This window comes from Streptomyces sp. bgisy159 (genome assembly GCF_057707805.1).
Genome location: NZ_JBYIQX010000057.1, coordinates 15427 through 39446 on the forward strand (window position 1 = coordinate 15427; position 24020 = coordinate 39446).

The following is a 24020-nucleotide window of genomic DNA, read 5'->3' on the forward strand; positions in this document are numbered from 1 at the left end:
CCGAGGAGGTAGCGGCATTTTCGAACGCAGGATGAACGAGTCCAGGGCGGCGTACGGGATGCATGGGGACTCCTCGGGGCGAGATGCGGACAGGTGATCGGGTAACGGCGGCCCTGCTGTAGCCGTAACGGGTGGAGGGGGGCGAAATCTAGAACGTGATTTCGAATACCAGGCTCTCTCCTTGTGTGGTCGGGTGGTGCGGGTTGTGATGCAGTGTTCGATCACTCATGTGGGTTGCGGTACCTCCTGCGGGGGATTGCCGGGGGGGCGCTTGGTCAGTCATCGCGTGGCGAGGTCCGGGCGGAGGGAGATGGCGTCGCGAAGGAAGCTGCGCTTGGAGTAGAAGGTGTGCTCGGCGGCCCAACCGTGACTGGCGAGGTACTCGCAGAGCCAGCTGTCGATCCGGTTCATCTCGATGAGGATCTCGTCCTGGTCGTGGTCGAGGATGCTGCGTGAGCGGAGGTACTCCAGCTCGCACTGGGAGAGCACCACGTCGGGGGCCGCCAGGAGTGCGCAGCGGTCGAGGAAGATGCCGTAGACGTGTCCGGTGCGCAGCGACTCGCACTGGATGTCGTAGCGGACGCGCTGGAAGGGCGGCATGGCCCGGACCTGGAGGTTCAAGTCTTCGCGCAGGAACGTCTCGAAGCGGTCGGGGGTGATGTCGAGGCCAGGGGTGAGTTCCTCGCGGCGGGCGAAGGCGTCCTCGGTGAACCACTTTCGCTTGAGCACGTGCCCGGCGGTGACGGTGGGGATGAAGGAGGCGTAGCCGATCTCGGGCTCGGGGCCGGTGACGTCGAACAGATGGTTCTCGGTGTGGTGGATCTGGAACTCTTCCCGGTACTCCGGACGGCAGCCTTCCAGCTTGCCGTCGCGCAGTGCCTTGAGCAGTTCCATGGACGCGGACCAGATGTCCGGTGCCGGGGCAAGGGTGTACTTGAACTCCAGCTCAGTGCCGGAGAAGTGCTTGCGGAAGTACCGCAGATGGTTGTTAAGCGCCGTACTCGACTCCGCGTGCGCCGTCAGCACGGGGTCGAACCAGCGCAGTTCCTCGACCGGGCCGTGGCCGACTGGTTTCCGGGTGGTGCGGACGAAGCAGGCATCCTCGGGATGGAAGCGGATCTGCGCGTACGCGTGGTAGCCGCCGCCGGGATGTTCAGCCAGGTAGCACAGCGGCACCAGGCCGGGGGCGTGCTCGGTACCGACCAGGCCGCGCAGGGCGGGACCGGCGATGGCGTCGGGGAACAGTTCGCCGCCGTCGATCCTGGCCGCCCCGAGCCGGGTGCCGCCGGGGTGCAGCGCTTCGGCCGGGCAGGGCCCCAGCGCGTTCCAGCGGACGATCACGGTGGTGGCCGGCCGGCATACCTCCTGCGGTGGCACCCGTACGAGCACGATCGGCTCGTCTGGTCGCCGTGGCGCGGTGCGGTTGAGGAGGTGGACGCCGCCGAGGACGACCCAGGCTCCCCGGTCCGAGGGCTGCTCATCGGGCACGCTGGTCTCCTTCGTGTGAAGCGGGTGCCACGGGTGATCGCCCTGCAGCCCGAAGGGGCCACCGGGCCGGCCGGACATGCCCGGATGGCTGCCTGCTCGTCGCTGCGACGTCCGGCCGGTTCGTCGGCCTAGGGTGGGGCGGGTGAGTCATGGTGAAGTCGGTCAGGTGATCTTGGACGAGGCTGTTGCGGATGCCCGCCTCGCCGCGTGGGAGTTCGACGGTGCACGGGCCTGGCTGGAGGAAGCCCGCCGACATCCCATGGAGCCGCTGGCGGCCGAGGTGTGGGTCACCGACCCTGCTTTCGAGCACGTCCTGCTGGTCAAGCACCGCGTGCGCGGATGGGTGCCGCCCGGTGGCAAGGTGGAGCCGGGCGAGGCGCCGCGTGCGGCGGCGGCACGAGAGCTGCTGGAGGAGACCGGCCTGCGCACCGAGTTGCTGCCCGAGCCCGCTGCCGTGGCGGTGCGTTCCTACCGGGCCGACTGGTCTCCGACGCTGGGCCTGTCCTACGCCGCGATCGTGGGACGCGACGTGCCGCTCGCCGGGGAGCAGAACCAGCCGGCGGCATGGTTCCGTCTGGATACAGGCTGGGACAGCGTCTTCCCCGAGGACCGCGAGCGGATCCGTGCGCACGCTCGCTGTCTGGCAGCCGGCCGGGCGGTCGGCTCCCGCTGAGGTAGGCCCTTGGCCGCCGTTCACAGGAGGGCCTCGATCCGGTCGAGGTCGGCCGAGGGCAGGCTGACGAGCTCAAGGTCGTGTAGGAAGCGGCACCACACCGGCTCCAGGCCGGGTTCGCGCTCGAACTCCTCACGGTCCAGGTACCCGTTGGCGTGCGCGGTGGTCCGCAGCGCGTGCTGCTGCAGCTGGGCCGGGTGGATCCACCGAGGGGCGCGGACCTCCCGGGGCGAGGGGCACAGCGACCCGGAAACCTCGGCCTGGAAGATCCACCAGTGGTGGCCGACCGGACCGCTGGGCGTGCGGTGGCAGTGGTTGGGCCGCCACTGGTCCAGCAGCAGGTGCAGGTGGGTGACGGTAAGACCGACCTCTTCGGTGACTTCGTCGCGCGCGGCCTGCTCGGGGCCGCCATGCTCGTCGACGTGACCGGCGACCGGGGCGATTCCGGCCGGAGGAATCGCCCGCTCGAACACCAGCAGGCCGCTCGGTGAGGAGATCAGTACCCCGACGCTTGCGTGGTCACAGAGGCGGGCCCCGCCGCCGGGAGCCGGGGCGGCCGGAGTCATGCGGCGGCCTTTGGCCGTTGGGCGACGACGACGAGCCAGCTCGTCACGGCCGGGGCATCGGGGGTGGTCATGGCGTAGGCGGTGTCGAGGATCTGCATCCGCTGGGCGTGGGTGAAGTCGCCTTCGGGCCGCGCGAAGACGGGGATGGACAGCCACGCCTTCTTCTCGGCCATGGTGCTGTGCTGGGCGGTGAGCTCTGTGCCGACGACCGTCAGTCCGGCTGCGGTCAGCTGCTCGGTGACTGTTTTCAGCGGCAGCTTCGGCGGCCTGTCCGCGTCGCGCGGCGGTGGGGTGTATCCGTGGGCCTCAGCGGCGACTTGGCGGATGAGGGCGTTCAGGGAAGGCCCGGTGCGGGTTGACAGTTCGTCGGGGTGCCGGACGCCGGCGAAGCCGCCGCCGATGTTGAAGACGAAGTGCCCGCCTGGGCGCAGGATGTGGGCGACGGCTGCGAACACTGCGGCGGTGTCGGTCTTCCAGATCGCGGAGTTGCACACTACGGCGTCGGCGCTGCTGGCGTGCAGGTGGTCGGCGAGCCGTTCGGCCGGGGAGGTGATCCAGGTCAGGCGGGCGTCGGTCAGGGTGCGGCGACCGACACGCTGCATCGCGGCGGCGTTGTCGACGGAGACGACCCGAGCGCAGGCCGGGATCAGGTCGAGGATCGCGCGGGCGGTCGCGCCGGCGCCGCCGCACAGGTCGACCACCAGGCTGGCGTTGGCCAGATGGCCTCGACGGGCAAGGTCGCGGCTGGTCGCGTCGTACATGGGATGGGCGCGGGTGAAGGCGTTGTATGCCTCGGCGTTGCTGTCCTCGTCCCAGCCGAGGATGGCGTCCTGGGGTGCCATGTTGCTGTGGCCTCGCTTCTCAGAGCGGCCCGGCAGTGCAGGCCGGGTGTTCGGACAGGGTCAAAAGAGCGCGGACTGTACGGCGGCGGGCGGTGAGGAGAACTGTGCGCCGAGGACGATGCGCCGGCCCTTGAGGGTGCCGAGGTCGAGCAGGTAGGGCAGTTGTTCACCGTCGCCGTCGAGGGTGGCGAGGACCTGGGAGCCGAGGCAGGAGAGCACCGTCAGTCCGTGCTCACCGGAGCGTGGGTCGTGCGGGTACAAGGCGCGCCCGGTCTCCGGCGTCCGCAGCAGTTCGCCTTCGCCGGGCGGCGTCCACGGCTCCGGTGTGGCCGGGACGTTCAGGCCGCTCAGGGCCGCGGTGGCGCGGTCGAGGTGCTGATGGTGGGCGGTGTCGGCCGGGGCGAGGTCGCGCAGCTCGGCCAGGGCCGTCAGCTTGGCCGCGGCTCGCACGGTCTGCGTCAGGCCGAGTTGGCGGGTGAGGGCATCCTCCAGGAACCGCACAGCGCGGCCGTCAGCACTCCGGGCGAGGTAGGTAGCGATCAGGGCACCCTGTTCGTCGAGGCGGGAGCGCTTACGGGGTTCGGCCGCGGTGCCGATCTTGGTGGTGCCGTCGGCGAACGTCGCCAGGTACAGCCAGTGCGGCTGGGCCATGTACGCCGCCAGGGAGTCGGGAACATGCCCGCCGGAGTGGAACCGGTGGGCGAAGCGGAAGTCGTCCCGCCCGGCGCAGGCCGGGCACTGTCCGCCGACCTCGGCCGGGGCCCGGTCAGGGCAGGCGACCGCCTCGACGCGGACGCGGTCGGCGAACCGGTACCTGCCGATGCACCACCGGCCGGTACCGCTCACCTGGTAACTCAGGCGCCTGCCCATGACCGGGGCGTAGACGAGTGGTCCGCCGGTCACGGGGGCGAGCAGAAGACGGGGGTCTGCGCTCGCCCAGGTGATGCCGTGACAGACGTATGTCCCGCTGACGGGCAGGGCCTGGTCCATGGTGCGTTCCTTGTCGATCGGGGAGGGAGGGCCGGTTTAGACGGTCAGGCGCAGACGGTCGGCCAGGGCAGCGGCGGCGGCCTTGAAGACCTGGTCGCGGTCCAACTGGGCGACGTCCAGCGTCAGCCAGGCGCCGCGCTCCGCCTGTTCGCGCATCTGGTCCAGGACGGTGTCCTGGTAGCGGATGAAGTCCTCGTCACCGCCGCCGGCGTGGCCGGCCTCCAGGGAAGTGAACGAGCCTTTGCGGACGAGAGCCTCGCGAGCACCGATGTTCAGGAAGAACACCAGGTCCGGCTTTGTGAGATGCGCGAAGACCTGCTCGCACAGGCGGGGGGAGACCTCGGGGTTGACCGAGTACCGAGCGAGGATCTTGTGGTGCGCGTTGTCGAGGATCACGTGGGTTCCCGCGGCGAGGGCCGGCTGGATGACGAGCCGGTCCTGCAGGGTGTACCAGGAGGCCAGGGCAAGCAGCCAGTAGTGGTCGCCGCATGCCTGGGCGACGCCGGCGTCGCGCCGGTAGACCAGCTCGTTGAGGCGGTCGAGGTAGGCGGACAGCTCCGGGTCCCGGCGGACGTCGGTGCTGTGCTTGCCGATGAGGACTGCCGTGTGGCCGGCGTCGTTGAGGGCCTGGTGCAGGCGGGCGGCGAGGGTGGACTTGCCGGCCCCGTCACCACCGACGAAGGTGATCAGCTTCCCGGCTGCGGTGGTGGTCGGCGCGTTCGCCGTCATCGGGATTCTCCCAGGGGGTGGGTCGGGCTGGCGGTCAGGCGGCCGGTGATGATGGTGCGGATGCGGTCCACCAGGACGGCGCGCTGGCGCAGGACGTCGCTGTGACGCTCATTGGACAGGTCGGCGGGATAGTGCGTGGCGAGGTTGTTGGAAATGACGTGGAGGTAACCGAATCTGATCCCCGCCTGGCGCGCCGCCGCCCCCATGGGGCCGATCTCCGGGTCGACGAAGGCGTACGAGGCGGTGTGCTGGGCCAGCCAGTCGCGGTTCTCCAGCAGGATCGACGGGGAGGACACGTGCAGGCCGCTGCGCACCCCATCGTGGGCGGCGGCGTAGTCGCCGAAGAAGTCGTCCCAGCTCACCATCGCCCCGCGTACCAGGCTGGTGTTGCCGGTCGCCAGCCAGGCGTTCGGTTCGACGCCGGGGGTCAGCGAGCCGACCTTGCCGACGTAGACGACGTCGCCTGCGCCGAGTTCGGCAAGGCGCGTGACGACCCGTCCGGCCACGTCTCCCCAGATGCTGTGGAGGAACCCGAGGTAGACCACGCGACGGCCGGCGACGTCGAGGCGCTGCCAGGCGTAGCCGGGTCCGCGGGTCCACACTCCGTTCTCGGGAGCGAGGTACTGAAGGCCCCAGCCGACGATCACCAGGTCGCCGTCCAGTTCCAGGTCGAGCGCGTCGAGCGCCGTTCGGCACTCCTCCTGCTCGGGCGGCTGATAGGTGACGGTGCCGACGGGGCGGCCGGTCATGGCCAGATACGTGGCGATGATCAGGGCGTAGTGCTGGACGTAATCGGCTCCGGGGAACGCCTTGACGATGAGGTCACGGCCGTGGATCTCTGCGGTGGGCCGTTCGATGTTGAACAGCTTCCCGGTCTTCTCGTACCGGGAGACCACCGCCGTGCGGTCGTAGGCGCCGATGACGCGGATGCTGTCCCAGTCCTGGTCCTGGATGAGGTGGTGGACCTTGATCTCCAGGTAGCGCAGCAGCCTCGCGTGGGTCATAGTGTGCCCGGCCGGCTCGATCGGGGCGGCGCGCAGGAGTCCGGGGGTCCGGTCGGCGAGTAAGGGCGTCATCGGTGCTCCTCGGCTATCGTCACGGTGCTGCCGGCCGCCGCGCGAACGACGGAGATGTTCTTCCGGATGAGATCGAACCGGTCTTCGGGGATCGGGCCGAGCTTCTCGATGCGGGGCGTGGAGGGCTTCTCGTATGGCCCTTCGGGCAGCAGGGCGACGCCCATCGCGCCGAGGATGACCGGGGCTGCGCCGTCCACGGAGGAGATCCACTCGTGCTCGCGCTGCTCGATCAGCTCCAGGTGCCCGGTCCGGCCCAGACCGAGCAGCCGGTAGATGAGCAGATTGTCGACCAGGCCGCGATCCTGCAGGTAGGCGGTCGCCAACCAGCGGGTGCGGCACAGTTGCTCGTCGGGATCCGGTCGACGCGAGGCCGGCAGGGCGATGGCCCCGGCCCAGCCGCTGGTCACGAAGGCGTCGTAGGTGCGCAGCCACTCGTCGTCGTCAGCGGCGTGCAGGACCGCGCACAGCCGGAATGCGTCGCCGGACAGCTTCCGGATCTCTCGCGCGGCCTTCTCGCTCGCCTTCAAGGTCGCGGCCCCGTCCCGCATGACGTCCGGCAGGATGATCTCCCTCGCGGATACCGCCAGCGCGGCTTCGACGAGGCTTTCCGCCGGCAGGGCGTAGCCGAGGTCGAAGAGCCCGTTGTCGATGATGATCTCGGCGCCGCGCTCGGCCTCGTGAGCGAAGAAGGCCCGGTAGCTCTCGTCGGACAGCACGTGTTGGGCGGCCACGTGGTGGACGCGGGCCGGCTCCTGGGCGACGAAGTTCTTCAGGTAGGCAGGCGGAGCGATGACGGAGAAGTCGATGCCCGCGGTGGTGATCACGACGCCCCCCACAGGCCGGTGGTGAGGGTGAGGAACTGCTGGGAAAGGACGGGGTCGGTGCCGAAGCGCCCGCCCGAGTGCACCGTGGTGGTGCGAGCCTCCTCCATCCGTACGCCCCGCATGCTCATGCACAGGTGCACGCCGCGTACGGCGACGGCGATGTTCTCGTGTCCGATCACGCCGTTGAGGTATTCGGCGACCTGGCGGGTGAAGCGTTCCTGGACCTGCAGTCGGCCGGCGAAGTGCTGGGCGATCCGCCCGAACTTCGAAAGGCCCACCACCTCGCCATCCGGCACGTATCCAGCCGTGACCTGCAAGTTCATGGGCAGCATGTGGTGCTCGCAGAGCGACCACACGCTCATGCCGCCCACGATGACCAGCTGACCACCCAGCTGGGACTCGGTGAAGCAGGTGGCCGTTTCGGCGCCGTCCGGGGACAGGAAGGCTCTCCACCAGGCCGCGACGCGGTCCGGGGTGCCGGTCAGCCCCTCGCGGGCGGGGTTCTCGCCCAGCTCGACCAAGAGCTGGTGGATCAGGCCGGCGACCCGGCCGGTGTCGATGACCGTAGCGGGCCCGGCGACGGCAGCGGTCGGCGCCGCCGCAGGGCTGGCGATAGAGGTCGTCATGGGCATCTCTCGTTTCCGGGGACTGGAGAACGGATAGGGCGTGGAGTCGCGTGCGGTCAGCGGCCTCGGGCGTCCGCGAAGGCCAACACGTGAAGGCGCGTGGTGAAGTGCCAGTGCCGGGCCGCGACCCCGTCCGCGAGGACCCGGGTAGTCGCGGTGATCACCTCGGGGGTGGTGCCCTCCGGCATGACCCACACCGGCGCGAGCCGGTGGGCGTCGGCCAGCTCGGCGATCCGGTCGAGGTCGTCCACCGTGGAAGCGACGAACTTGAACGCCGCCCGCCCGGAGGCCACAAACGCCTCCAGCGCGGCTGGCACGATGCTCTTGGTCTCCTTCACGCCGAAGCTGGCAAGCTTGGGCGAGACGTTGAACCGGACCCCGTCGGCCACCAGCTCGGGAGTGGGCGCGATGGTGCCGTTCGTCTCGCACTCGATCCGCTTGCCGGCTGCTATCAGCCCCCGGACGAGAGGCACCAGTCGCGCCTGCTGGATCAACGGCTCGCCGCCGGTGATCACGACCAGCTCGACCGGTGAAGACGTGGCCCAGGCCACCAGGCCCGCGACGGATTGCCTCGTCGACTCCTCGTGCGGGTCGAACCGAGACCAGTCCCAGGTGTACTTCGTGTCGCATCTCGTGCAAGTGAGGTTGCACCGGGACAGGCGGATGAACAGGGCCGGGTGTCCGCAGCTTGGGCCCTCGCCCTGAAACGTCGGCACCTCGGTACCGAAGCACTCCGCGACGATCAGGGATTCGCCTTCGGCAACTTCCGGTTCGAGGTTGAGCCGCTTGGTTGTGGTCATTGGCCCACCACATCGAAGCGGGCCCAGCTGCTTGCGGTCTCGCGGACCAGGACGGCGACAAGGCGGCCGGGGATCTCCGATTGGAGGTTCTGAACGAACCAGCCGGCCAGGAACTGGGCCAGGCGCTCCGAGGTGGGCTCGAAGGGCAGGATCTCGTGCAAGTTGTGGTGGTCGAGCTCGGTGTCCAGGAACGACTTGAACGGGGCGAGCGCACCGAAGTCCGTGACAAAGCCGGGATCCTCCAGCGCGGATGCAGTGAGGATGACCTCAACCTCGTAGCTGTGCCCGTGCTGGCGGGAGCACTTGTGCTCATGCGGCAGCCGGGGAAGCCGATGGCCAGCCTCGAAGGCGAACTTCTTACCGATGGTGAAAATGCCGGGCGGTAGTGGAACAGCAGTGAAGCCCATTCGATTTCTCCGAGAGGTGAGGGTGTGGCTGATTCGGGCGGAGTGGGGCAGCCGCCTCTTCAGGCGGCTACGGGCTGTGCCCCCAGGTGGTTCTTCGCGGCCTTGTCCAGCACCTTGGTGAAGTGCTCGGCGCGCTCATCGCCCTCGGCCTCCTGAGCGCGGAGGCCCCCGAAACGGGCCCAGTACCGCCGGCAGACGTCCCTCTCCATCAGCTTCGAGGCGTAGAGCGGCAGACGCCCCTCCCGGACGAAGCCGAGGCGGTCGCGCAGGCTGAGCATGCAGATGAGCTGGTTGGCCTTCAGCAGCTGCATGTACTCCTCGACGTCCAGGTCCTCGGGCGTCCAGAGCTTGGCGAGGTCAGGGTTGGCGGACATCTGCGTCAGCCAGTCGAGTTGGTTGCGCGCGACGGTCGCCTCATTTCGTTCGGCCTGGTGCCGCGCGTCCTGCCTCAGCCGGGCGGCTCCGACCACGACGGTGGCGAGGGAAACCGCGGCGCCGGCAGCGAGGACGGCGGTGGTGAGCTTCATGCTTTAACGGTCCTTTCACGCAAAGTGATCTGGGGCGAGGGCGGGTCTGTGGAAGCCTGCGGGGCTCGCTGCGTCATGCGACCCCCGCTAGCACGACGGCCGGTGAGCCGCCGACAATGCGATCCAGGGCGTACCGGCGGCGCACAGTGTCCAAAGCGACGGCGATCGGCGGCAGTCCGACGGCGGCCCTTCGCTGGTCCAGCAACTGCGGCGCACGCAGTGGGCACAGCTCCACCCCTGCTGCGCTGAGGACGAGTTGCGTCCCGAACTCTTGGGGGCGCCCGCTGTTGACCAGGGCGCGGTCGTGAAGGTGGGCCCAGTGCTGGATGCGCGCATCGCCGTCCTGGACCGCACGTTTCAAAAGGGTGGTGGCCGCCCGCTGGAAGTCGGGTTCGTCGTCGGCGTGAAGAGCGATGCTCCAGGCGGCACGTGCTGCGTCGGGGCCCACGAGACGGTGGCTGGGCCAGTCATGTTCGGCCAGGATGCGGCGCAGCACTTTGGTGTCGGCGTGCTCAGCGTGACGGTCCTGGCCGAGGTGGACGGCGTCGAGCTGGTTGCGTACGCGTCTGGCCCGGCGTGCTGCCGACTGTGCGGCGCGGGCGATGAGTTCGCGGGCGAGGTCCGGCCGCAGCGGTTCCGCGGTCCTCACGCGATACTCCGCTGGTCGGCGGCGGACTGCGGCTCGTGGACCTGGCAGCCGATGAGCGCGCTCAGCCCAGGCCGAAGCTCAGCGGTGAGTTCGAGGCGCGCGACTCGCTCATGGTGCTGTCCGGTGCCCGATCCACGGACGTCCCAGCCCATGTCGGTGAGCCGACGAAGGAATGTGGCGATCGGATCGACGTCGAGAGGATGGCGGGCCATGGCCTCGGCCCGCACAAGCGGTACCTCAAGCCGGGCGGCGAAGTCGGAGGCCCACAGAGTGATCAGCCGGACGGTGTCATCGGAGTGACCGGGCAGGGTGTGGACGCAGTCCAGGAAGAGGCACGGGCCTTCGCCCCATCCGAGGTCGGGCCCGCGTTGCGGGATCATGCAGGCCAGCAGCAGCCCGTCCTCGAACAGTCCAGCCGGTTTCACCTGCGGGGCGCGGAACAGGGCCGGGATATCGGACCGGGCCGGTGTAGGCACCCCGCGCATGGCGAGCCAGCGCTGACGGTCCTGGACGAGGGCCGCGGCCTCGTCCCGTTCGGCGTCGGTGCGCAACGACCCCATCTCGTACACGGCCGGTAACCCTGTCGCGCACTGGCTTCGAGGCGCGGGGGAGGACTCGAAGGCCGCAGAAGCGGGTGAGGCATTCACTGGCTCGCTCCGCTCTCCATCGTGGTGGCCCGCCTGGTGCCCAGCAGGCCCCACGCGTGGGCCCAGACGACAAGTTGGGTGGTGTTGACCGCCCCGGTCTTGTCGAGCAGTTCGTCATGTGCGGCTCGGACGTCGGCGGGCGCGATCTTGGCCATGGCAGCAATGTCGCTGGGATTGCTGTGCTCAGCGACCGCCCGCAGCAACAGTTGCTGCTCTGGACTGAGTTCCGGGATTGGCCTGTCCGTTGTGGGCGGAGCGACCTGCCGGGCGTTGCACAGGAAGTGCACGATCACCGGGGGCTTGCAGCGGGGCGGGCAGTGGAGGCTCTCCCGGATGTCGCGTACGTACTGGCGGACGGTCACGGCCGACAGCCCGGTCCTCGTGGCGATCTCTTGAGGGCTGAGGCCGTCCACGAGGTGCTGGGCGACGCGCTGCTGGGTCGGGGTCAGGGGGGTGATCGGTGCGCTGGTCGTCATGCGCGGGGTCACGGGTGTCTCTTTCGCGGCTGGGTTGAGGGATATCGGGTGGGGTGTCGCCGGACCCCGCGGGGGACGGGGGCCGGCGACACGGGCCCGTGCGCGGCGGTCTGGATTCACGGGGCGCCGCACACGGGGGCTCATGCGGCTGTCGGGTCGGGGCGGGCCCACGCCGCTTCGGCGGCGAGACGTTCTGACCACTGGATGTGGGCCTCGTCGAAGGCGGCGTCGGCGAGGCGTATGCGCTGGACTTCGCCGGTTCCGGCCGGTGGGTAGGTGAACTGGATGTCGCGCCACAGGCGCTGGAGGATGTAGTCGCCGTTGAGGGCCTGGGCGCCGTGCAGCTCCATGGCATCCTGGGTTGACTGCATCGCCCACTGGTGGCCGAGGTACTTGGCGTTGATCAGGTCGGTGTCGCAGGGCAGGCCCTGGTCGAGGAGGTGCACGGACTGATAGGCAAGGATTCGCCCGGCGCGCAGGCGGGCCTCCATGTCACCGATGCGGTCCCGCAGAACCGGCAGATCGGAGAGGGCGCCCCGGTAGCGGGAGCGCGTCTTGAGGTAAGCGGTTGAGGTGGCCACGACTGCCTCGTGTATTCCCAGGCTGACTGCGGTCAGGTTGGGACGGCCGTACAGGATGCTGCTGCTCTGCGCTACGCCCAGCCCCTGGCCGATCTCTCCGACCACGTTTTCCTCAGGGACGCGGACGTGATCGAGGTCGAGGCGGCCGGCGGAGAAGCCGTGCAGGCCGAGGCCGGGACGGTGGTCGGCGACTGAGAGCCCTCGGCGCTTGGATTCGACCATGAACGCGGTCAGCGCCTGGGAGGTGCTCACGCCTGCCTTGGCGGTCCGGGCGACCACGAGGTGGGCTCCCGCGAGGTGGCTATTCCCGATGTGGATCTTGCTGCCGGTGATCACCCATTGGTTGCCGACGTGCTCGGCGATGGTCTCGATGCCGCCGATGTGTCCGCCGGCTCGCGGTTCGGTCACGGCGATCGACAAGAGCAGTGAACCGTCCGCTACGCGGGGCAGCCAGCGGCCCTTCTGCTCGTAGGTGGCGAAGTGCAGCAGGGCGCCGACGGGGATCAGCGTGGCCTGGAGGATGGCCGCCGCAGCTGCCGAGACGCGGGCAATGCGGTGGACGAGGATTGTCTTGGCCACGTGTCCGGCGTCCAGCCCGCCGAAGGAGGACGGGACGGTGACGGCGAACCACCGTCGTGCGGCCATCAGGTCGGCGACCTTGCGCTCCACCCTGCCGGGGGCGGCCTCCATGCGTGCGGCGCGCGGCGCGATGTGCTCGGCCGCGAAGGCGTCCGCCTCGTCCCACAGCAGTTCGTGGCGGGCGTTGAAATAGGGGCGCAGCGCCGGCGGCGGCGTGGTGGGTGTGGCGGGCATGGTCCTCTCCCTCTCCCTGGATGAAAGTCGCACGGTGGAGCGGCCGGGGATCGCCTGCGGCTCCCGGGTGGGGGGTCGTGCAACGGACTAGCGGACGGGCGCGCGGGCGATGTGGTCCATCACCCGGACGCCGGCGTTGATGACGATGTCTCTCAGCCGTCGGGCCTCGCTCAGGGGCCGCTTCTCGGGGTCGATGACGCACACCGTGCCCAGCACGGTGCCGCTGTCGTGGATGAGCGGGGCACCGAAGTAGGAGCGGATCCCGACCGCGTCGACCACGGGGTTGCCGCTGAAGCGCGGGCTGGCGTGCACGTCGTGCAGCGGAAGGGCCTTCTTGCGGGCCATGACCTCCGGGCACCAGCCGTGGTCGCGGCTCATGGTGCGGCCGACGATGACGTACCCGCTGTCCGCGGGCGGCTGGTGCAGCCCGACGAAGGTCTGCTCCTCCAGGAAGAGGTTGACGAAGCCGTACAGGAACCCGGCTTGTGTGGCCATGTCGCGGGCCAGTTCGTCGAAGTCCTCGCTGGCAGCGGTGGGCACGCCTAGGCGATCCAGCAGCTCGTACCGCTGCGCCAGCTCGGTCGCCTGCTGGGCCTGCGGGACGGGGACGGCGGCGCTGGCGGGGAGGGATGGCCCATGGGTGACGTCCCGCATGGTACGTCGCGGCAGCGACTGCGTGAGGGGGGCGGTCTGCCGCGCGCGGTAGGGGTCGTTGGGCTGATACGACATCAGGCGTCCTGAAAGGTGGTAGTGGATGCGGGGCGAGCGGGGCTTGCCGATTCGCTCTTCAAGGCGTGGCCAACGAGGGTCAGCAGGACGCCAGCGACGTGGTTCGGATCGCGGGCGTCGCAGGTGACCACCGGCACAGAGGCGGGCAGTTCGAGGGCGGTGCGGACCTCATCGGGGTGGTAACGATGTGCTCCGTCGAACTGGTTCACCGCGACGACGAAGGGCAGGCCGATGTCCTCGCAGAAGCCGACGGGGGTGAAGCTGCTTTCCAGGCGGCGGGTGTCGACCAGGACGACCGCGCCGACGGCTCCGCGACAGAGGTCGTACCAGAGGTCGACGAACCGGTCCTGGCCGGGCGTGCCGAACAGGAACAATTCCAGGGGCACGGGCGCGTCGGGCAGGTTGAGGCGACCGAAGTCGAAGGCGACCGTGGTGGTCTGCTTGGCCTCGACGCCCGCCAGGCTGTCCACGTCCGCGCTCGCCTCGGTCAGGTACTCCTCCGTGCTCAGCGGCGTGATCTCACTGACGGCACCCACGGCGGTGGTCTTGCCCGCGCCGAAACCGCCAGCGATCACGACCTTCAGCACGGTCGGTGCACCGGTACGCGGGCGCGACGACGGCCGCAGCACCACGGCCGGGTCACCCGGCCTGGGGGTAGGCGATGGCATCGGGCCACTTCCTCTTCAGGCCCGCAGATAGGGCCGCCAGCAGTTGTGCAGAGGGACGTGCATGCGCGTCGGACGCGGCATAGGCGGTGACGGGGACGACCAGGGCGTCGGCGTCCAGGAGGTCGGAGATAAGGATCTTGACGGCGGTTACGGGACGGCCGAGTCGGCCCGCCAGCTCGGTCACCGAACGCCGGTGCTCCCGGCACAGGGCGAGGATCTCTGCGCATTCTTCGGCCTGGCCCGGGCCGGGCCGCCCGGGTCCGGCATCCAGCACCGTGTCCAGGCCGAGCAGATGCCGTGGCCGGGTGCGACCGCGCGTCAGGGTGTAGGTCCGCACGAACGTCGAATCCTCGGCCGCGCTCCCGTGTGCGGTCACCGGACCTCATCACCCGTGCCGACGCGGACGGGGATCTGCATGTAGGGGGCGAACTTCTGCACCAGGCGCCCCATCTCGAACCCGACGGTGCCGGCATCGGCGTCCATGGTCGCGATCACCGCGAGGACCGTGTCCACCACGCCTCGTTCGTTGCCGGGATGGCCCTCGAAGGCCGCGCTGCGACCGGAACTCTGGACGAAGATCAGACAGTCGTCTCGCTCGATGACGACCTGCCTCGCCGGCCTCTTCTTGTGGGTGGGACCGGTGATGTTCGCCGCGAGTGAGGCCACTCCGCTGATGGCGGCCGACAGTTCGTCCGCCCAGTCCTTGTCGACCTCGCTGTCCAGCAGCCGCAGTCCGTCCCGCGAGAGCAGGACGGCGTGCGTGACGCCCGTCGTGTCGGAGGCGAACTGCCGCAGCAGCCACGCCATGTTGTCCCGCTGTCCGCTTGCCGTTGTCTCGGTTGCGGGTGCGTCGCCGGTCACGTTGTTCATCGCGGGGTGGGTACTCATAGGGATCGCTCCAGAAAGGGGGGAAGGGCCAGCGGATGTAACGGCCACTGGGAACGTGGAGGGACGAGGTTCAGGGCCTGGGGTGCTCTGTCGAAGCGGTGGGAGAATCGGCTTGCCCGCCGGCCTGGATGCCGGTGCGGAAGGCGGCTGCGAGCCCTGGCGTCGCCTCGGTCACAGGGGCTTGCTCCCGCTCGTGTGGCGGACGGAACGTGCCGGCCTGGCGTCTACGCGTGGGAAGCGCGGGTGGATCAGCAGGGTGACCTGCCTGTGCGGCTTCCGGCGCCCCTGTGGCATTGGTGCGTGGAACCTGCCCCGCTCTCGGGGTGGCTGGAGTCGCGGCAACCTGCTGCGATTGCGGCCCCAAGGGGCGGGTGTCCTGGGGGTGCGCGCCCGCATCGTCGATGGAGGGAATGGCTACCAGGAGCCGTGCCGGGATGACCACCAGGGCGGTGGTGCCTCCTGTCACGTTCTCCTGCAGGAGAACGGACAGCCCGTGCGACTGGGCGATCTTCGCGGCGACCAGCAAGCCGAGCTGTCCCGCTCGCACCTGGCCGCTGACGTCGACCTCGTCGGGGGCCTGGAGCAGGTGGTTCATCTGCGCCCGCGTCTGCGGATGCATGGGGATGGCCCGGTCCTCGACCTCGACCGCCAGCCCGTTCGCCACCCGCTGCGCACGCACCATCACCTTCGTAGCCGGATCGGAACACTCACAGGCGTTCTCGATCAGCTCAGCCAGCAGGTGCGTCAGGTCCGGACCCACATGGCCGGGAAGGCCCAGCTCCGCGCCCACGGACCCGGCCGCAACCGCCACCCGCGGATACTGCACGACCTCGGAGACGGCGCCGCGCAGCACGCTCTTGACGGGAACGGGCCGACGCACGCTGCGCAGGGACTGCCCGCCCAGCACCGCTGTGCTCTCGACCTGACGACGCATCCGCGTCACGAGGTGATCGATCTCGAAGATCTTGGCGAGCAGCTCCGGGTCGTCGGTCAGCATCTCCAGCTGGCTCAGTGCCTCAAGCGCCTTGCCGACCAGCGCGTGCTCGCGCATGGCCAGGCGACGCAGCACTTCCAGGAGTACGACGGACTGGGACTCGTCGTGCACCCGTATCAGCGACGCGATGGCCTGCACCTGGAGGGCACTCAACGCCTTGTTGATCTCGACGTTCGGACTGGCCGATGGTGGCACCTGCAGGTCCGGCAGCGGCGGCCGTCCCCCGCGGCACAGCTCGTCTGCCGACCACTGCACCGACTTTTCGACGGCCGCCGCGGCTCCTGCGATCGCTGCCAGTGCCGCTGCCTGGGCATGCTCCGCAGCCGTCTGCACGGCCCCTGCAGCCGTTCGCGCTCCGCGAGCCGCCAGCGTGGCGACTCCCGCCAGTCCGCAGACCAGGCCGGCGAGGAGCCAGCCGGGGCCCACCGCGGACACCGACCAGAGGATGAAGGCGGCGCCCAGCAGTGCGGCAAGGAGCACTAGGGGCAGTGCGACGGCGCGGTGGACATGGTGCAGCGTGAACGCGTCGATCTGAGGCCGCCGTCGGCGGTGGCCGGTGGCAGCCGGCCCTGCCGCAAAGGCGCTGTCAGGCATGGGAATCCTCGTCAGGGTGGGGTGGCTAGGCGTGCTGCGGCGTCAGGTATGCGCAGGTCTGGTGTGTGCTGCGTGGGGTGGAGCTGGGTGACGGAGACGCGACCGCGCTGCGGTGGGGGGACTGCGTCGCCAAGAGTTGAAGGAGCCGGGCGCTCTGGATCAGCCCCATGTGGCTGAACGCCTGCGGGAAGTTGCCGAGCTGGCGCTGCTGGACGGGGTCGTACTCTTCTGCCAGGAGGCCGAGGTCGTTGCGCAGTGCGAGGAGGCGTTCGAACAGGGCGTGGGCCTCGTCGAGGCGGCCGGTCAGGGCCAGGGCGTCGACGAGCCAGAAGGAGCAGAGGACGAATGCGCCCTCGTCTCCGGTCAGACCGTCCATCCCGGTGTGGTCGCCGATGGTCGGGTATCGGCGTACGAGCCCGTCTGGCGTGGAGAGTTCACGACGCACTGCGTCCACGGTGCTGATGACGCGCGGGTCGTTGGGCGGCAGGAAGCCAACGCGGGGGATCAGCAGTGTGGCGGCGTCGAGTTCCTGGGAACCGTAGGACTGGGTGAAGGTGTTGCGTACCGGATCGAAGCCCCGGGTGCAGACCTCGTGGTGGATGGTTGCCCGCAGCTCGATCAGGGGGGCCAGCTTGATGTCGAGCGCGCCAGCTTCGGCCAGGCGGATGGTGCGGTCGATCGCCACCCAGGCCATCACCTTGGAGTGGACGAAGTGCCGGCGGGCCCCGCGGATCTCCCAGATCCCCTCGTCGGGCTCCCGCCAGCGTTGTGCCAGGTGCTCGACGAGCCGCTGGTGCAAAACCGCGGTGTCGGCGCAGTGGGCCACGCCGCTCTCGTGCGCGAGGTACAGGGTCTCGATCACCTCGCCGTACACGTCGAGCTGGAGCTGGTCTGCCGCCCCGTTCCCGACCCGCACCGGCGTCGAGCCCTCGTACCCGGGCAGCCAGGGCAACTCGCGTTCCCGTAGATCACGCTCCCCGGTGATCGCATACATGATCTGCAGGTTTTCTGGGTCGCCGGCCACGGAACGCAGGAGCCAGCGCCGCCATGCCTGCGCCTCCTGCCGGTAGCCGGTCCCCAGTAACGCGGCCAGGGTCGTGGCGGCGTCCCGCAGCCAGGTGTAGCGGTAGTCCCAGTTGCGTCGGCCGCCGATCTGCTCGGGCAGCGAGGAGGTCGGCGCGGCGACGATCCCGCCGCTCGGGCGGTAGGTCAGTGCCTTCAGCGCGATCAAGGAACGGACCACGGCCTCACGGTAGGGGCCCTCGTAGGTGCACTGCTGCGTCCAGTCCTGCCAGAAGGCGAGCGTCTCGGTGAGCGCCGTGTGCGGGTCGGGGATCTCCGGAGCCAGTGCGTGGGACGGGCACCAGCTGAGCACGAACGCCACGCTCTGCCCGGCGCGGATGGCAAAGGCACTGACGACGACGCCGTCCTTCTCCACCTGCGGGACGTAGGTGTCGAGCCACAGCGCGTCCGCGCCGGCCTCCGCGACCATGCGCCCACCGGCCTCATGGATCCACGGGCTGACACTGCCGTATCCCGGCCGCGGACGCATGGCCGAGACCATTGCAACCTCGCCAGCCAGGCCCTCGACGATCCGGATCACCTGCGGTGCCCCGTCGCGCGGCGGCATGAAGTCCAGGACGCGGACCGACCCGGCCGGTGTGCGCCAGATCGATTCGAGGACGAGCGAGTCACCTCGGTACCGGCGCTCGGCGACCGCTTCGGGCCCGGAGCGGCCAGGCGCGGCCGGGGCGATCTGCCAGGTGCCGTGCTGGTGCGTGCCGAGCAGGCTGGCGAAGACGGCCGACGAGTCGAACCGGGGCAGGCACAGCCAGTTGATCGAACCGTCATCGCAGACGTGGGCACTGGTCTGCATGTCGCCGATCAGGCCGTACTGCTCGATGCGCGGGAGGCGTTTCATCGTGTGGGTCTCCGTAGTCCCCGTGGACCCGGGGGTGGCTTCGGGGCCGCCGTGGCGGCCGGGAAGTGTCGGTGAGAGAGGCACGGTGGTTACCGGATCGGGGGAAATCTGTCCTGCCTCGGCGGGGGATCCTCGTCCCGTAGCGATGCGGCCGCTTACTCGATCACCACGAAGAGCCAGCCACGCCATGGGACCGAGAATCAGCGCGATCAGAACTGGCCCGGCGGCGGTCATGTCCGGGGCACCGACGCGGCCAGAACCACGCAGGCGAGGGCGAGAGCGAAGACCGCGCCGCGCAGCACGTTGATCGGCGGCTTCCACCAGCGCCGTCTCCGCACCGGCTTCGCAGGGGCCACGTCGGGGGCCTGCACGGCAGCGATAAGGTCTTGGGCTGCCTCGGCCAGCCTGACCAGATGGACCCTGCTGGGCATGTAGCCATCGGGGAGGCCGCCCGAGCAGAGCTGCTGCGCACGGTGCAGGGCCGGCTCTTGCGAAGGCGTCAGGGCCCCGAGCTGGCTGACGTGTCCTCGCAGCCGCAGTGCGAGGTCCTCGACATCGGCGGCAGTATCGGGTAACGGCGAGTCCTCGCCCAGCACGAGCGCCACCGTTTCCGTCGCGGAGGCCGCCGGGTCCCGTCGCAGGATGGGCTCACCAAGGGCGTGGTTTCTCCGACCCTGATCACTGAGTCGGCACGCCCGGCGAAGGGCCAGCGAGGGACGCATGACGCAACTCCTAGATGAATCCAGCCAACTTGAGTGAGGAACGCTGTGCACCGCAGGCGACTGAGGTGCAAGGTGAGTGATCCTGCGGCTACGTTGAGCGAACCGCGAATCCCTGTCAGGGGGTATGCCTACGCGGCCCTCAAGGCCGTCAAAGGCGTCAAAGATCATTTCGGAACCGAGGGGCAGTACATGGCCCGTGAGAGAAACGTCGCCCTTGCCGCGCTCCTGCGCGAAGCGGGCTGGTCCCAGCCCCAAGCAGCCGCCGCGGTCGCTCGCGTTGCCGCGGAGAGCGGTGTACGCGAACTGGAGGCCATTTCCCGCTCCCACATCGCCATGTGGGCCCAGGGCACGAAGCCCAGTGGACGAGCGCCTCATATCCTGCGTGAGACGCTGTCCCGCAGGCTCGGCCGACGCCTCACCCTCGCTGACCTCGGACTGGAAGATGGGCCGACAGGCTCCACTGACAGTAGTTCTGACTGGAGCGTCGACCCTCTGACCGTGCTGGCCGAGCTGGGAAGCGACGATCTGGACATGCACCGACGCAAGCTGTTGGCTACCACCGCGTACTCGGCCGCCGGCCTCGTCCTGCCTGCCGCTCCATGGTGGGCAGCCGCCCCGGCCGCGGCGGCCTCGCGCCCTGCAGTCTCCTCCCGGCTGGTGACTCAGGCTGACATCGACGACGTCCGCAAACTGACCACCTTCTACTCCGCGAGGGACCAGCAGCGCGGTGGAGCCTCGGGGCGCTCGGCCCTGGCTGGCCATCTTCGCGACGAAGCGGTGCCGCTCCTGGGCAGCAGGTTCCGAACGGAACAGCACCGCCGGGATACGTACTCGGCCGTGGCAGAGATGACCTACCTCGCCGGCTGGATGGCCTTCGACGCCTCCGAGCATCGAACCGCCCAGCGCTACCTCACCCTTGCCGCACGCCTTGCGGCCGAAGCCGCAGACGGACCGCTGGGCGGCCACATCCTGCGTGCCCTCGCCCACCAAGCAGTCGACCTCGGGCACCCACGCAGAGCGCTCGACCTGGCTGACGCCTCGATGTCCCGCACCCACTACGGCCAGGCCAGCTCGCAGGAGAAGGCCCTGCTCGCCGTAGTCCATGCCCGCGCCCTGGCCTCCGGCGGCGACCGCCGCGGCAGTCTCGCGGCCATCAGTCGCGCGGAGAGGGACCTCGCACGCGCCGATAACGAGGATGCCCCCGGCCGCGTCAGCTTCTTCCAGGAAGCCTCCCTCGCCCACGAGACTGCCTGTGCCTTGCGGGACCTGGGAAATCCTCTCGACGCGGAGTTGCATTTCCAGCGCAGCGTCGCCACCCGCCGGCGGCAGCAGTATGCGCGTACCCACAGTGTGACCCTCGGCTACCTCGGTGCCGTCCAGGTCCAGCAGGGACGCCTCGATGAGGCATGTGGTACCTGGGGACAAGCACTGGACGCCATGGCTGGCGTCCAGTCCGGCCGCGCCCGCGACGTCATCGTCCGCATGCAGAGCGACCTCTCGCCTGTTCGGCAACGTGGTGGCCGCCACGTCGCCGAACTGGACCGCCGGGCGCGGGAAATGCTGCGCGCCATAGGCTGACCACAGGGCAGGTCCGCAGCTATTGACGGCAGCTGCTGAACACGCGCCCCCGTTAGAGAGGAACGAGCGCCGATGGCAACGTACGAGGTCGAATCGATCGCAACGGTTGTCGGGGGCCACACCCGCGTCCAGGACGATTACCAGGGCGGAGTCGAGTCGATCATCCGACTCAACGAGGCGTACCCCCTCGAGACGCTGCAGGGAATCGAAGAGTTTTCCCACCTGACGGTGACCTGGCTCTTCCACCTGGCGCGACCGGAAGACGTCCAGCTCCACGCACGCAGCCCCCGCGGGAATCCGGACTGGCCGCCGACCGGTACCTTCGTCCACCGCAACCATCGGCGTCCCAATCAACTGGCGATCAGCTACCCGCGGCTGCTCAAGGTCGAGGGGCGGGACCTGTTGGTCACCGATCTCGACGCTGTAGACGGAACGCCCGTGATCGACTTGGCACCGTACTTCGAACAGATGGGGCCTCGTGGCCCGATCCGTCAGCCCGCCTGGCCCGGAGAGATGCTCGAACCGAATTACTGGGCGAAGGCAAGCGAACGGCCCTCGGAGCGCCCTGTATGACAGAAGCGACTGAGCTGCCCGGCTTGTCATTTGCATAGTCGGGAACCAACTGGACGTCTGGCTCAAGCTGCAGCCCTCGCGTCTCGGAACTCACACCACGTCTCCTCGCCGCTGCTCTCCCATGCGTCAGAGATCGCATCGACCAGCCGGATCCCGCGCCCTGATTCGCCGTCGGGTCCGGCTTCCTTGAGCACAGCGGGCGCCGGGTTGTGGTCGGTTACCGAGACACGCACCACGTCGACGGCCACCGTGATGCGGAGCACGACTTCGCCCTCACCGTGGACCACGGCGTTGGTGACCAGCTCCGAAACGGCCAGTACGACGAACCCCGCCACCGGCTCCGAAACACGGCACCGCCGCAGGAACGCCCTGGCTATGCGCCGCATCTCCCCGACCTTCGCGAGGTCGGGGAGAAGGGCCGCCTGACAGGCATGGGATGCCGCCGGTACCTCTGGCCTCTCCCATGCGCCGGGCTCGTCTTCCTGAACTGGCCTGACGCATGACGCGCCTGCTGTAGCCGCACAGCTACGGATGCCCCCGCCGGGCGGGGCCGCCTCTTGGAGCCTGGTCATGTGGGCTATGGCACCGTGCGGCGACGCCGTCGACCAGGGGAATCCAGAGGGGGAAAATTATGTCAAGGGGGAAACTGGAGGGGGGAATTGAGGCCATGATTGGATTCCGCCCACCAACAGAGGTCACACTCATGCCAGACCCGTTCGCCGACCTGCTCCTCCGGCTTCGGCAGGAGGCGGGCCGGACACAGGAGGAGCAGGCGGAGGCGATCAACGCTGTCTCCGGCCGGGACACCATGACCCGCCGAGAGATCAGCCGTTATGAGAACTTCGAGAACATTCCTACCAACCACACAATCGGCCACATCGCGGCGGCCTGCGGTGTCCCCTTCGAGGAACTACAGCGAGAGGCCAAGGCCGCCCGCGCTCGGAAGAGAAAGGGGCATGCCGATGCAGGGGAGGACCAAGACGCCGTGAAGCGTCGCACGCTCCTGGGTAGCGCCACTATCGGCGTGAGCGTGGCCGCCGAGCCCTGGGGGCGCCTCGCCTTCGCCCTCAGCAAGGGGACCAAGATCGATTCGCTCGCTGCCGCCGGTCTCATCGAGCGAGCCGCTGAACTGCACGTCCAGGAACTCAACCTCAGCGCGCGGCGGCTACAAAAAACGGTCGAGTCGCATCTTGACGCGATCACTGCGGCCCTACCTCGTGCCGGCGAACACGAAGGCGCTCTCACCATCGCCGCCGGAGAAACCGCCGCTCTGGCCGGTTGGGTGGCCTGGGACCTGGGGGAGCACGACAAAGCCAACGCCTACTACAAAGTCACGTCGCAGTGCGCGGCGGCTGCCGGGCATCCTCCACTCCGGGCCCTGGCCCTGACCTACAGCAGCTACGGCGCTTTGACGCCAAAGGCGAAGATGGAGTTCCTCTCCCAAGCCGCCAACGACGTGCGAGGCCACGGTAACGCTACTGCTGCCGCCTGGGTTCTCGGTAGGAACGCGGAAGAAGCTGCGGCGGCCGGCGACGAGGTGGGGGCGCTCCGGGCGTTAGACCGAGCGCGCTTCGCCTACGATTTCGCGGACCACACCAGCGAGCAGGCATGGGTCAGGTTCGTGACCCCATACCGCATGGACTCGTTGGCCCTGTCCGTGTACGGCCAGCTGAGGCGTCCCGAGCTCACGTCCACAGCTGATACCGCGGTCAACCGCCTCGGAGACGGACTTCCGGACGGGGGCGTCGTGGTCCTCGGTGATCTCGCTTCGGCCCTACTGCGTGGGGGTGACGTCGATCGAGGGGTGTACGTGTCACGTCAGTTCGTCGCAGCTGCACAGGCCAAGCCCAACACGATGGGCAAGGAGCGCGCATCGACTATCGCCTCGTCGCTCCCTGACAATGAGCAGGAACTCGGCCGCCATCTACGGAAGTTCGCATCCTGAGACCCCACACGCAGTAGGCGGGTAAGCCCAGGACGCTGAGCGCCGTCCTACGGCCGGCCCGGCGCTCCGCAGAACCTATGCCGTCTCCTCGATAACCCAGGACAGGTACGCCTCCGACCCGCCGGTCACGGGCAGCGTGATCCACTGGGGAACGTCGTACGGGTGCTTCTCGTGCAGCCACGCCTCCAGTGCCGGGAGACGGTCCGTCGTAGTCATGTACGAGATCCGCCACTCCTGTGCCGTCTCGACCTTCCCCTTCCACCAGTAGAAGGCTGTGATCGGCGCATCAATGTGAACGCCCGCTGCCAGCTTGCTCTCGACCGCGCCACGGGCCAACGCCTTCGCCTGATCCTCGTTGTCGCTGGTCGTCTGCGCGATCACAATCTCGTTGGCCATGCAATTACCTCTCCAGTTCAGTTACCGCGACTCTACCGAGCCGCCAAGGGCACACGTCACGCTGCTGAAACAGCATCATTCCGGCCCTTGCCGGACCTTCCGCTAACAGACCCAACGCGATCATGCGGGTCACCGAGCCATCGAGGCGCGACGCCCCTGTCCGAGGACAGCCACGGGTAGTTGCGGCATCGAAAGCGGAACCCCGGAATTGGGGGGAGCGCAGAGCCGCGGGCACACCCGAGTGCGTGACGTGTGAACGTCGACCGCACGACGGCCCGTCCGCTACTGATGGACTTCA

28 protein-coding genes are annotated in these 24020 nt (G+C 69.0%); 4 read left to right on the top strand and 24 right to left on the bottom strand.

Annotated features, from left to right (window positions below; all coding sequences use genetic code 11):
* Positions 1-279: 279 nt before the first annotated feature.
* On the bottom strand, positions 280-1488 hold the full coding sequence (locus AC3ET3_RS32855) for a hypothetical protein (protein WP_073948168.1): 1209 nt from the start codon (positions 1486-1488) through the stop codon (positions 280-282).
* A gap of 142 nt (positions 1489-1630) precedes the next feature.
* On the opposite strand from AC3ET3_RS32855, the gene AC3ET3_RS32860 reads away from it, so the two are divergent.
* On the top strand, positions 1631-2161 hold the full coding sequence (locus AC3ET3_RS32860; RefSeq protein ID WP_236580134.1) for an NUDIX domain-containing protein: 531 nt from the start codon (positions 1631-1633) through the stop codon (positions 2159-2161).
* A gap of 20 nt (positions 2162-2181) precedes the next feature.
* Here AC3ET3_RS32860 and AC3ET3_RS32865 read toward each other — a convergent pair whose 3' ends face one another.
* The 21 genes from AC3ET3_RS32865 to AC3ET3_RS32965 form a co-directional block, all read right to left on the bottom strand.
* Entirely contained in the window at positions 2182-2727 is a 546-nt protein-coding gene (locus AC3ET3_RS32865; protein ID WP_100572073.1) for an NUDIX domain-containing protein, read from the bottom strand.
* Entirely contained in the window at positions 2724-3569 is an 846-nt protein-coding gene (locus tag AC3ET3_RS32870; protein ID WP_073948147.1) for a class I SAM-dependent methyltransferase, read from the bottom strand. Before AC3ET3_RS32870 ends, AC3ET3_RS32865 begins: the two co-directional genes overlap by 4 nt.
* Positions 3570-3629: 60 nt before the next feature.
* Entirely contained in the window at positions 3630-4559 is a 930-nt protein-coding gene (locus AC3ET3_RS32875) for a DUF2797 domain-containing protein (RefSeq protein WP_435613439.1), read from the bottom strand.
* A 36-nt stretch (positions 4560-4595) separates the two neighbouring features.
* Complete coding sequence (locus AC3ET3_RS32880) at positions 4596-5288, bottom strand: dTMP kinase (protein ID WP_100572072.1); 693 nt, start codon at positions 5286-5288, stop codon at positions 4596-4598.
* Complete coding sequence (locus tag AC3ET3_RS32885; RefSeq protein ID WP_435613440.1) at positions 5285-6364, bottom strand: hypothetical protein; 1080 nt, start codon at positions 6362-6364, stop codon at positions 5285-5287. Before AC3ET3_RS32885 ends, AC3ET3_RS32880 begins: the two co-directional genes overlap by 4 nt.
* Complete coding sequence (locus tag AC3ET3_RS32890) at positions 6361-7188, bottom strand: hypothetical protein (protein ID WP_100572088.1); 828 nt, start codon at positions 7186-7188, stop codon at positions 6361-6363. Before AC3ET3_RS32890 ends, AC3ET3_RS32885 begins: the two co-directional genes overlap by 4 nt.
* On the bottom strand, positions 7185-7814 hold the full coding sequence (gene folE / locus AC3ET3_RS32895) for a GTP cyclohydrolase I (protein WP_100572070.1): 630 nt from the start codon (positions 7812-7814) through the stop codon (positions 7185-7187). The genes AC3ET3_RS32890 and folE overlap by 4 nt, the downstream gene beginning before the upstream one ends.
* A 56-nt stretch (positions 7815-7870) precedes the next feature.
* The gene (locus AC3ET3_RS32900; RefSeq protein ID WP_073948152.1) at positions 7871-8614 is read right to left on the bottom strand and encodes a 7-carboxy-7-deazaguanine synthase QueE; all 744 of its coding nucleotides are present in this window, start codon (positions 8612-8614) and stop codon (positions 7871-7873) included.
* Positions 8611-9021 (bottom strand): 6-pyruvoyl trahydropterin synthase family protein, encoded by a 411-nt coding sequence (locus tag AC3ET3_RS32905; protein ID WP_073948153.1) that lies wholly within the window; start codon positions 9019-9021, stop codon positions 8611-8613. The genes AC3ET3_RS32900 and AC3ET3_RS32905 overlap by 4 nt, the downstream gene beginning before the upstream one ends.
* Positions 9022-9080: 59 nt before the next feature.
* Positions 9081-9548, bottom strand: a complete 468-nt coding sequence (locus tag AC3ET3_RS32910) for a DUF6082 family protein (protein WP_435613441.1) — start codon at positions 9546-9548, stop codon at positions 9081-9083.
* A 73-nt stretch (positions 9549-9621) separates the two neighbouring features.
* Complete coding sequence (locus tag AC3ET3_RS32915) at positions 9622-10197, bottom strand: DUF6624 domain-containing protein (RefSeq protein WP_073948155.1); 576 nt, start codon at positions 10195-10197, stop codon at positions 9622-9624.
* Positions 10194-10766: a carbohydrate kinase family protein gene (locus AC3ET3_RS32920; RefSeq protein ID WP_435613442.1), complete on the bottom strand. Its 573-nt coding sequence runs from the start codon at positions 10764-10766 to the stop codon at positions 10194-10196. Before AC3ET3_RS32920 ends, AC3ET3_RS32915 begins: the two co-directional genes overlap by 4 nt.
* 74 nt (positions 10767-10840) lie before the next feature.
* Positions 10841-11332: a LuxR C-terminal-related transcriptional regulator gene (locus AC3ET3_RS32925; RefSeq protein WP_435613443.1), complete on the bottom strand. Its 492-nt coding sequence runs from the start codon at positions 11330-11332 to the stop codon at positions 10841-10843.
* Positions 11333-11460: 128 nt separating this feature from the next.
* Positions 11461-12714, bottom strand: a complete 1254-nt coding sequence (locus AC3ET3_RS32930; RefSeq protein WP_055493699.1) for an acyl-CoA dehydrogenase family protein — start codon at positions 12712-12714, stop codon at positions 11461-11463.
* Positions 12715-12801: 87 nt separating this feature from the next.
* On the bottom strand, positions 12802-13443 hold the full coding sequence (locus tag AC3ET3_RS32935) for a GAF domain-containing protein (protein ID WP_055493700.1): 642 nt from the start codon (positions 13441-13443) through the stop codon (positions 12802-12804).
* Positions 13443-14030, bottom strand: coding sequence for a GTP-binding protein (locus AC3ET3_RS32940; RefSeq protein ID WP_435613444.1), 588 nt, complete (start codon positions 14028-14030; stop codon positions 13443-13445). The genes AC3ET3_RS32935 and AC3ET3_RS32940 overlap by 1 nt, the downstream gene beginning before the upstream one ends.
* A gap of 52 nt (positions 14031-14082) precedes the next feature.
* Positions 14083-14487 (bottom strand): DUF742 domain-containing protein, encoded by a 405-nt coding sequence (locus AC3ET3_RS32945; RefSeq protein ID WP_006143017.1) that lies wholly within the window; start codon positions 14485-14487, stop codon positions 14083-14085.
* Positions 14484-14999 carry a roadblock/LC7 domain-containing protein gene (locus AC3ET3_RS32950; protein ID WP_055493701.1) on the bottom strand — a complete coding sequence of 172 codons (516 nt, stop codon included), beginning with the start codon at positions 14997-14999 and terminating at the stop codon, positions 14484-14486. Before AC3ET3_RS32950 ends, AC3ET3_RS32945 begins: the two co-directional genes overlap by 4 nt.
* Before the next feature lie 70 nt (positions 15000-15069).
* Positions 15070-16587 carry a sensor histidine kinase gene (locus AC3ET3_RS32955; protein WP_435613445.1) on the bottom strand — a complete coding sequence of 506 codons (1518 nt, stop codon included), beginning with the start codon at positions 16585-16587 and terminating at the stop codon, positions 15070-15072.
* A 25-nt stretch (positions 16588-16612) separates the two neighbouring features.
* Complete coding sequence (locus AC3ET3_RS32960) at positions 16613-18508, bottom strand: glycoside hydrolase family 15 protein (RefSeq protein ID WP_435613446.1); 1896 nt, start codon at positions 18506-18508, stop codon at positions 16613-16615.
* 230 nt (positions 18509-18738) lie between these two features.
* Positions 18739-19113 carry a DUF6415 family natural product biosynthesis protein gene (locus AC3ET3_RS32965; RefSeq protein ID WP_435613447.1) on the bottom strand — a complete coding sequence of 125 codons (375 nt, stop codon included), beginning with the start codon at positions 19111-19113 and terminating at the stop codon, positions 18739-18741.
* 306 nt (positions 19114-19419) lie between these two features.
* Between AC3ET3_RS32965 and AC3ET3_RS32970 the strand changes: the two genes are divergently transcribed.
* The gene (locus AC3ET3_RS32970; RefSeq protein ID WP_435613450.1) at positions 19420-20808 is read left to right on the top strand and encodes an NsdA family TPR-like regulatory protein; all 1389 of its coding nucleotides are present in this window, start codon (positions 19420-19422) and stop codon (positions 20806-20808) included.
* Positions 20809-20880: 72 nt separating this feature from the next.
* On the top strand, positions 20881-21381 hold the full coding sequence (locus tag AC3ET3_RS32975; RefSeq protein ID WP_222995855.1) for an SAM-dependent methyltransferase: 501 nt from the start codon (positions 20881-20883) through the stop codon (positions 21379-21381).
* Between the two features lie 62 nt (positions 21382-21443).
* Here the strand turns inward: AC3ET3_RS32975 and AC3ET3_RS32980 are convergent, their stop codons facing one another.
* The gene (locus AC3ET3_RS32980) at positions 21444-21953 is read right to left on the bottom strand and encodes an ATP-binding protein (RefSeq protein WP_222995856.1); all 510 of its coding nucleotides are present in this window, start codon (positions 21951-21953) and stop codon (positions 21444-21446) included.
* 131 nt (positions 21954-22084) lie between these two features.
* Between AC3ET3_RS32980 and AC3ET3_RS32985 the strand changes: the two genes are divergently transcribed.
* Positions 22085-23326 carry a helix-turn-helix transcriptional regulator gene (locus tag AC3ET3_RS32985; protein ID WP_435613448.1) on the top strand — a complete coding sequence of 414 codons (1242 nt, stop codon included), beginning with the start codon at positions 22085-22087 and terminating at the stop codon, positions 23324-23326.
* Positions 23327-23401: 75 nt separating this feature from the next.
* Here AC3ET3_RS32985 and cutA read toward each other — a convergent pair whose 3' ends face one another.
* Positions 23402-23722, bottom strand: a complete 321-nt coding sequence (gene cutA, locus AC3ET3_RS32990) for a divalent-cation tolerance protein CutA (RefSeq protein WP_073948164.1) — start codon at positions 23720-23722, stop codon at positions 23402-23404.
* Positions 23723-24020: the final 298 nt, after the last annotated feature.

Coding starts and splice junctions, on each gene's coding strand:
- AC3ET3_RS32905 (WP_073948153.1), bottom strand. CDS start 9,021: ATGGGCTTCACTGCTGTTCCACTACCGCCCGGCATTTTCACCATCGGT.
- AC3ET3_RS32970 (WP_435613450.1), top strand. CDS start 19,420: ATGGCCCGTGAGAGAAACGTCGCCCTTGCCGCGCTCCTGCGCGAAGCG.
- AC3ET3_RS32880 (WP_100572072.1), bottom strand. CDS start 5,288: ATGACGGCGAACGCGCCGACCACCACCGCAGCCGGGAAGCTGATCACC.
- AC3ET3_RS32885 (WP_435613440.1), bottom strand. CDS start 6,364: ATGACGCCCTTACTCGCCGACCGGACCCCCGGACTCCTGCGCGCCGCC.
- AC3ET3_RS32955 (WP_435613445.1), bottom strand. CDS start 16,587: ATGCCTGACAGCGCCTTTGCGGCAGGGCCGGCTGCCACCGGCCACCGC.
- AC3ET3_RS32870 (WP_073948147.1), bottom strand. CDS start 3,569: ATGGCACCCCAGGACGCCATCCTCGGCTGGGACGAGGACAGCAACGCC.
- AC3ET3_RS32865 (WP_100572073.1), bottom strand. CDS start 2,727: ATGACTCCGGCCGCCCCGGCTCCCGGCGGCGGGGCCCGCCTCTGTGAC.
- AC3ET3_RS32900 (WP_073948152.1), bottom strand. CDS start 8,614: ATGACCACAACCAAGCGGCTCAACCTCGAACCGGAAGTTGCCGAAGGC.
- AC3ET3_RS32935 (WP_055493700.1), bottom strand. CDS start 13,443: ATGTCGTATCAGCCCAACGACCCCTACCGCGCGCGGCAGACCGCCCCC.
- AC3ET3_RS32910 (WP_435613441.1), bottom strand. CDS start 9,548: ATGAAGCTCACCACCGCCGTCCTCGCTGCCGGCGCCGCGGTTTCCCTC.
- AC3ET3_RS32985 (WP_435613448.1), top strand. CDS start 22,085: ATGCCAGACCCGTTCGCCGACCTGCTCCTCCGGCTTCGGCAGGAGGCG.
- AC3ET3_RS32980 (WP_222995856.1), bottom strand. CDS start 21,953: ATGACCAGGCTCCAAGAGGCGGCCCCGCCCGGCGGGGGCATCCGTAGC.
- folE (WP_100572070.1), bottom strand. CDS start 7,814: ATGACGACCTCTATCGCCAGCCCTGCGGCGGCGCCGACCGCTGCCGTC.
- cutA (WP_073948164.1), bottom strand. CDS start 23,722: ATGGCCAACGAGATTGTGATCGCGCAGACGACCAGCGACAACGAGGAT.
- AC3ET3_RS32975 (WP_222995855.1), top strand. CDS start 20,881: ATGGCAACGTACGAGGTCGAATCGATCGCAACGGTTGTCGGGGGCCAC.
- AC3ET3_RS32930 (WP_055493699.1), bottom strand. CDS start 12,714: ATGCCCGCCACACCCACCACGCCGCCGCCGGCGCTGCGCCCCTATTTC.
- AC3ET3_RS32960 (WP_435613446.1), bottom strand. CDS start 18,508: ATGAAACGCCTCCCGCGCATCGAGCAGTACGGCCTGATCGGCGACATG.
- AC3ET3_RS32875 (WP_435613439.1), bottom strand. CDS start 4,559: ATGGACCAGGCCCTGCCCGTCAGCGGGACATACGTCTGTCACGGCATC.
- AC3ET3_RS32950 (WP_055493701.1), bottom strand. CDS start 14,999: ATGAGTACCCACCCCGCGATGAACAACGTGACCGGCGACGCACCCGCA.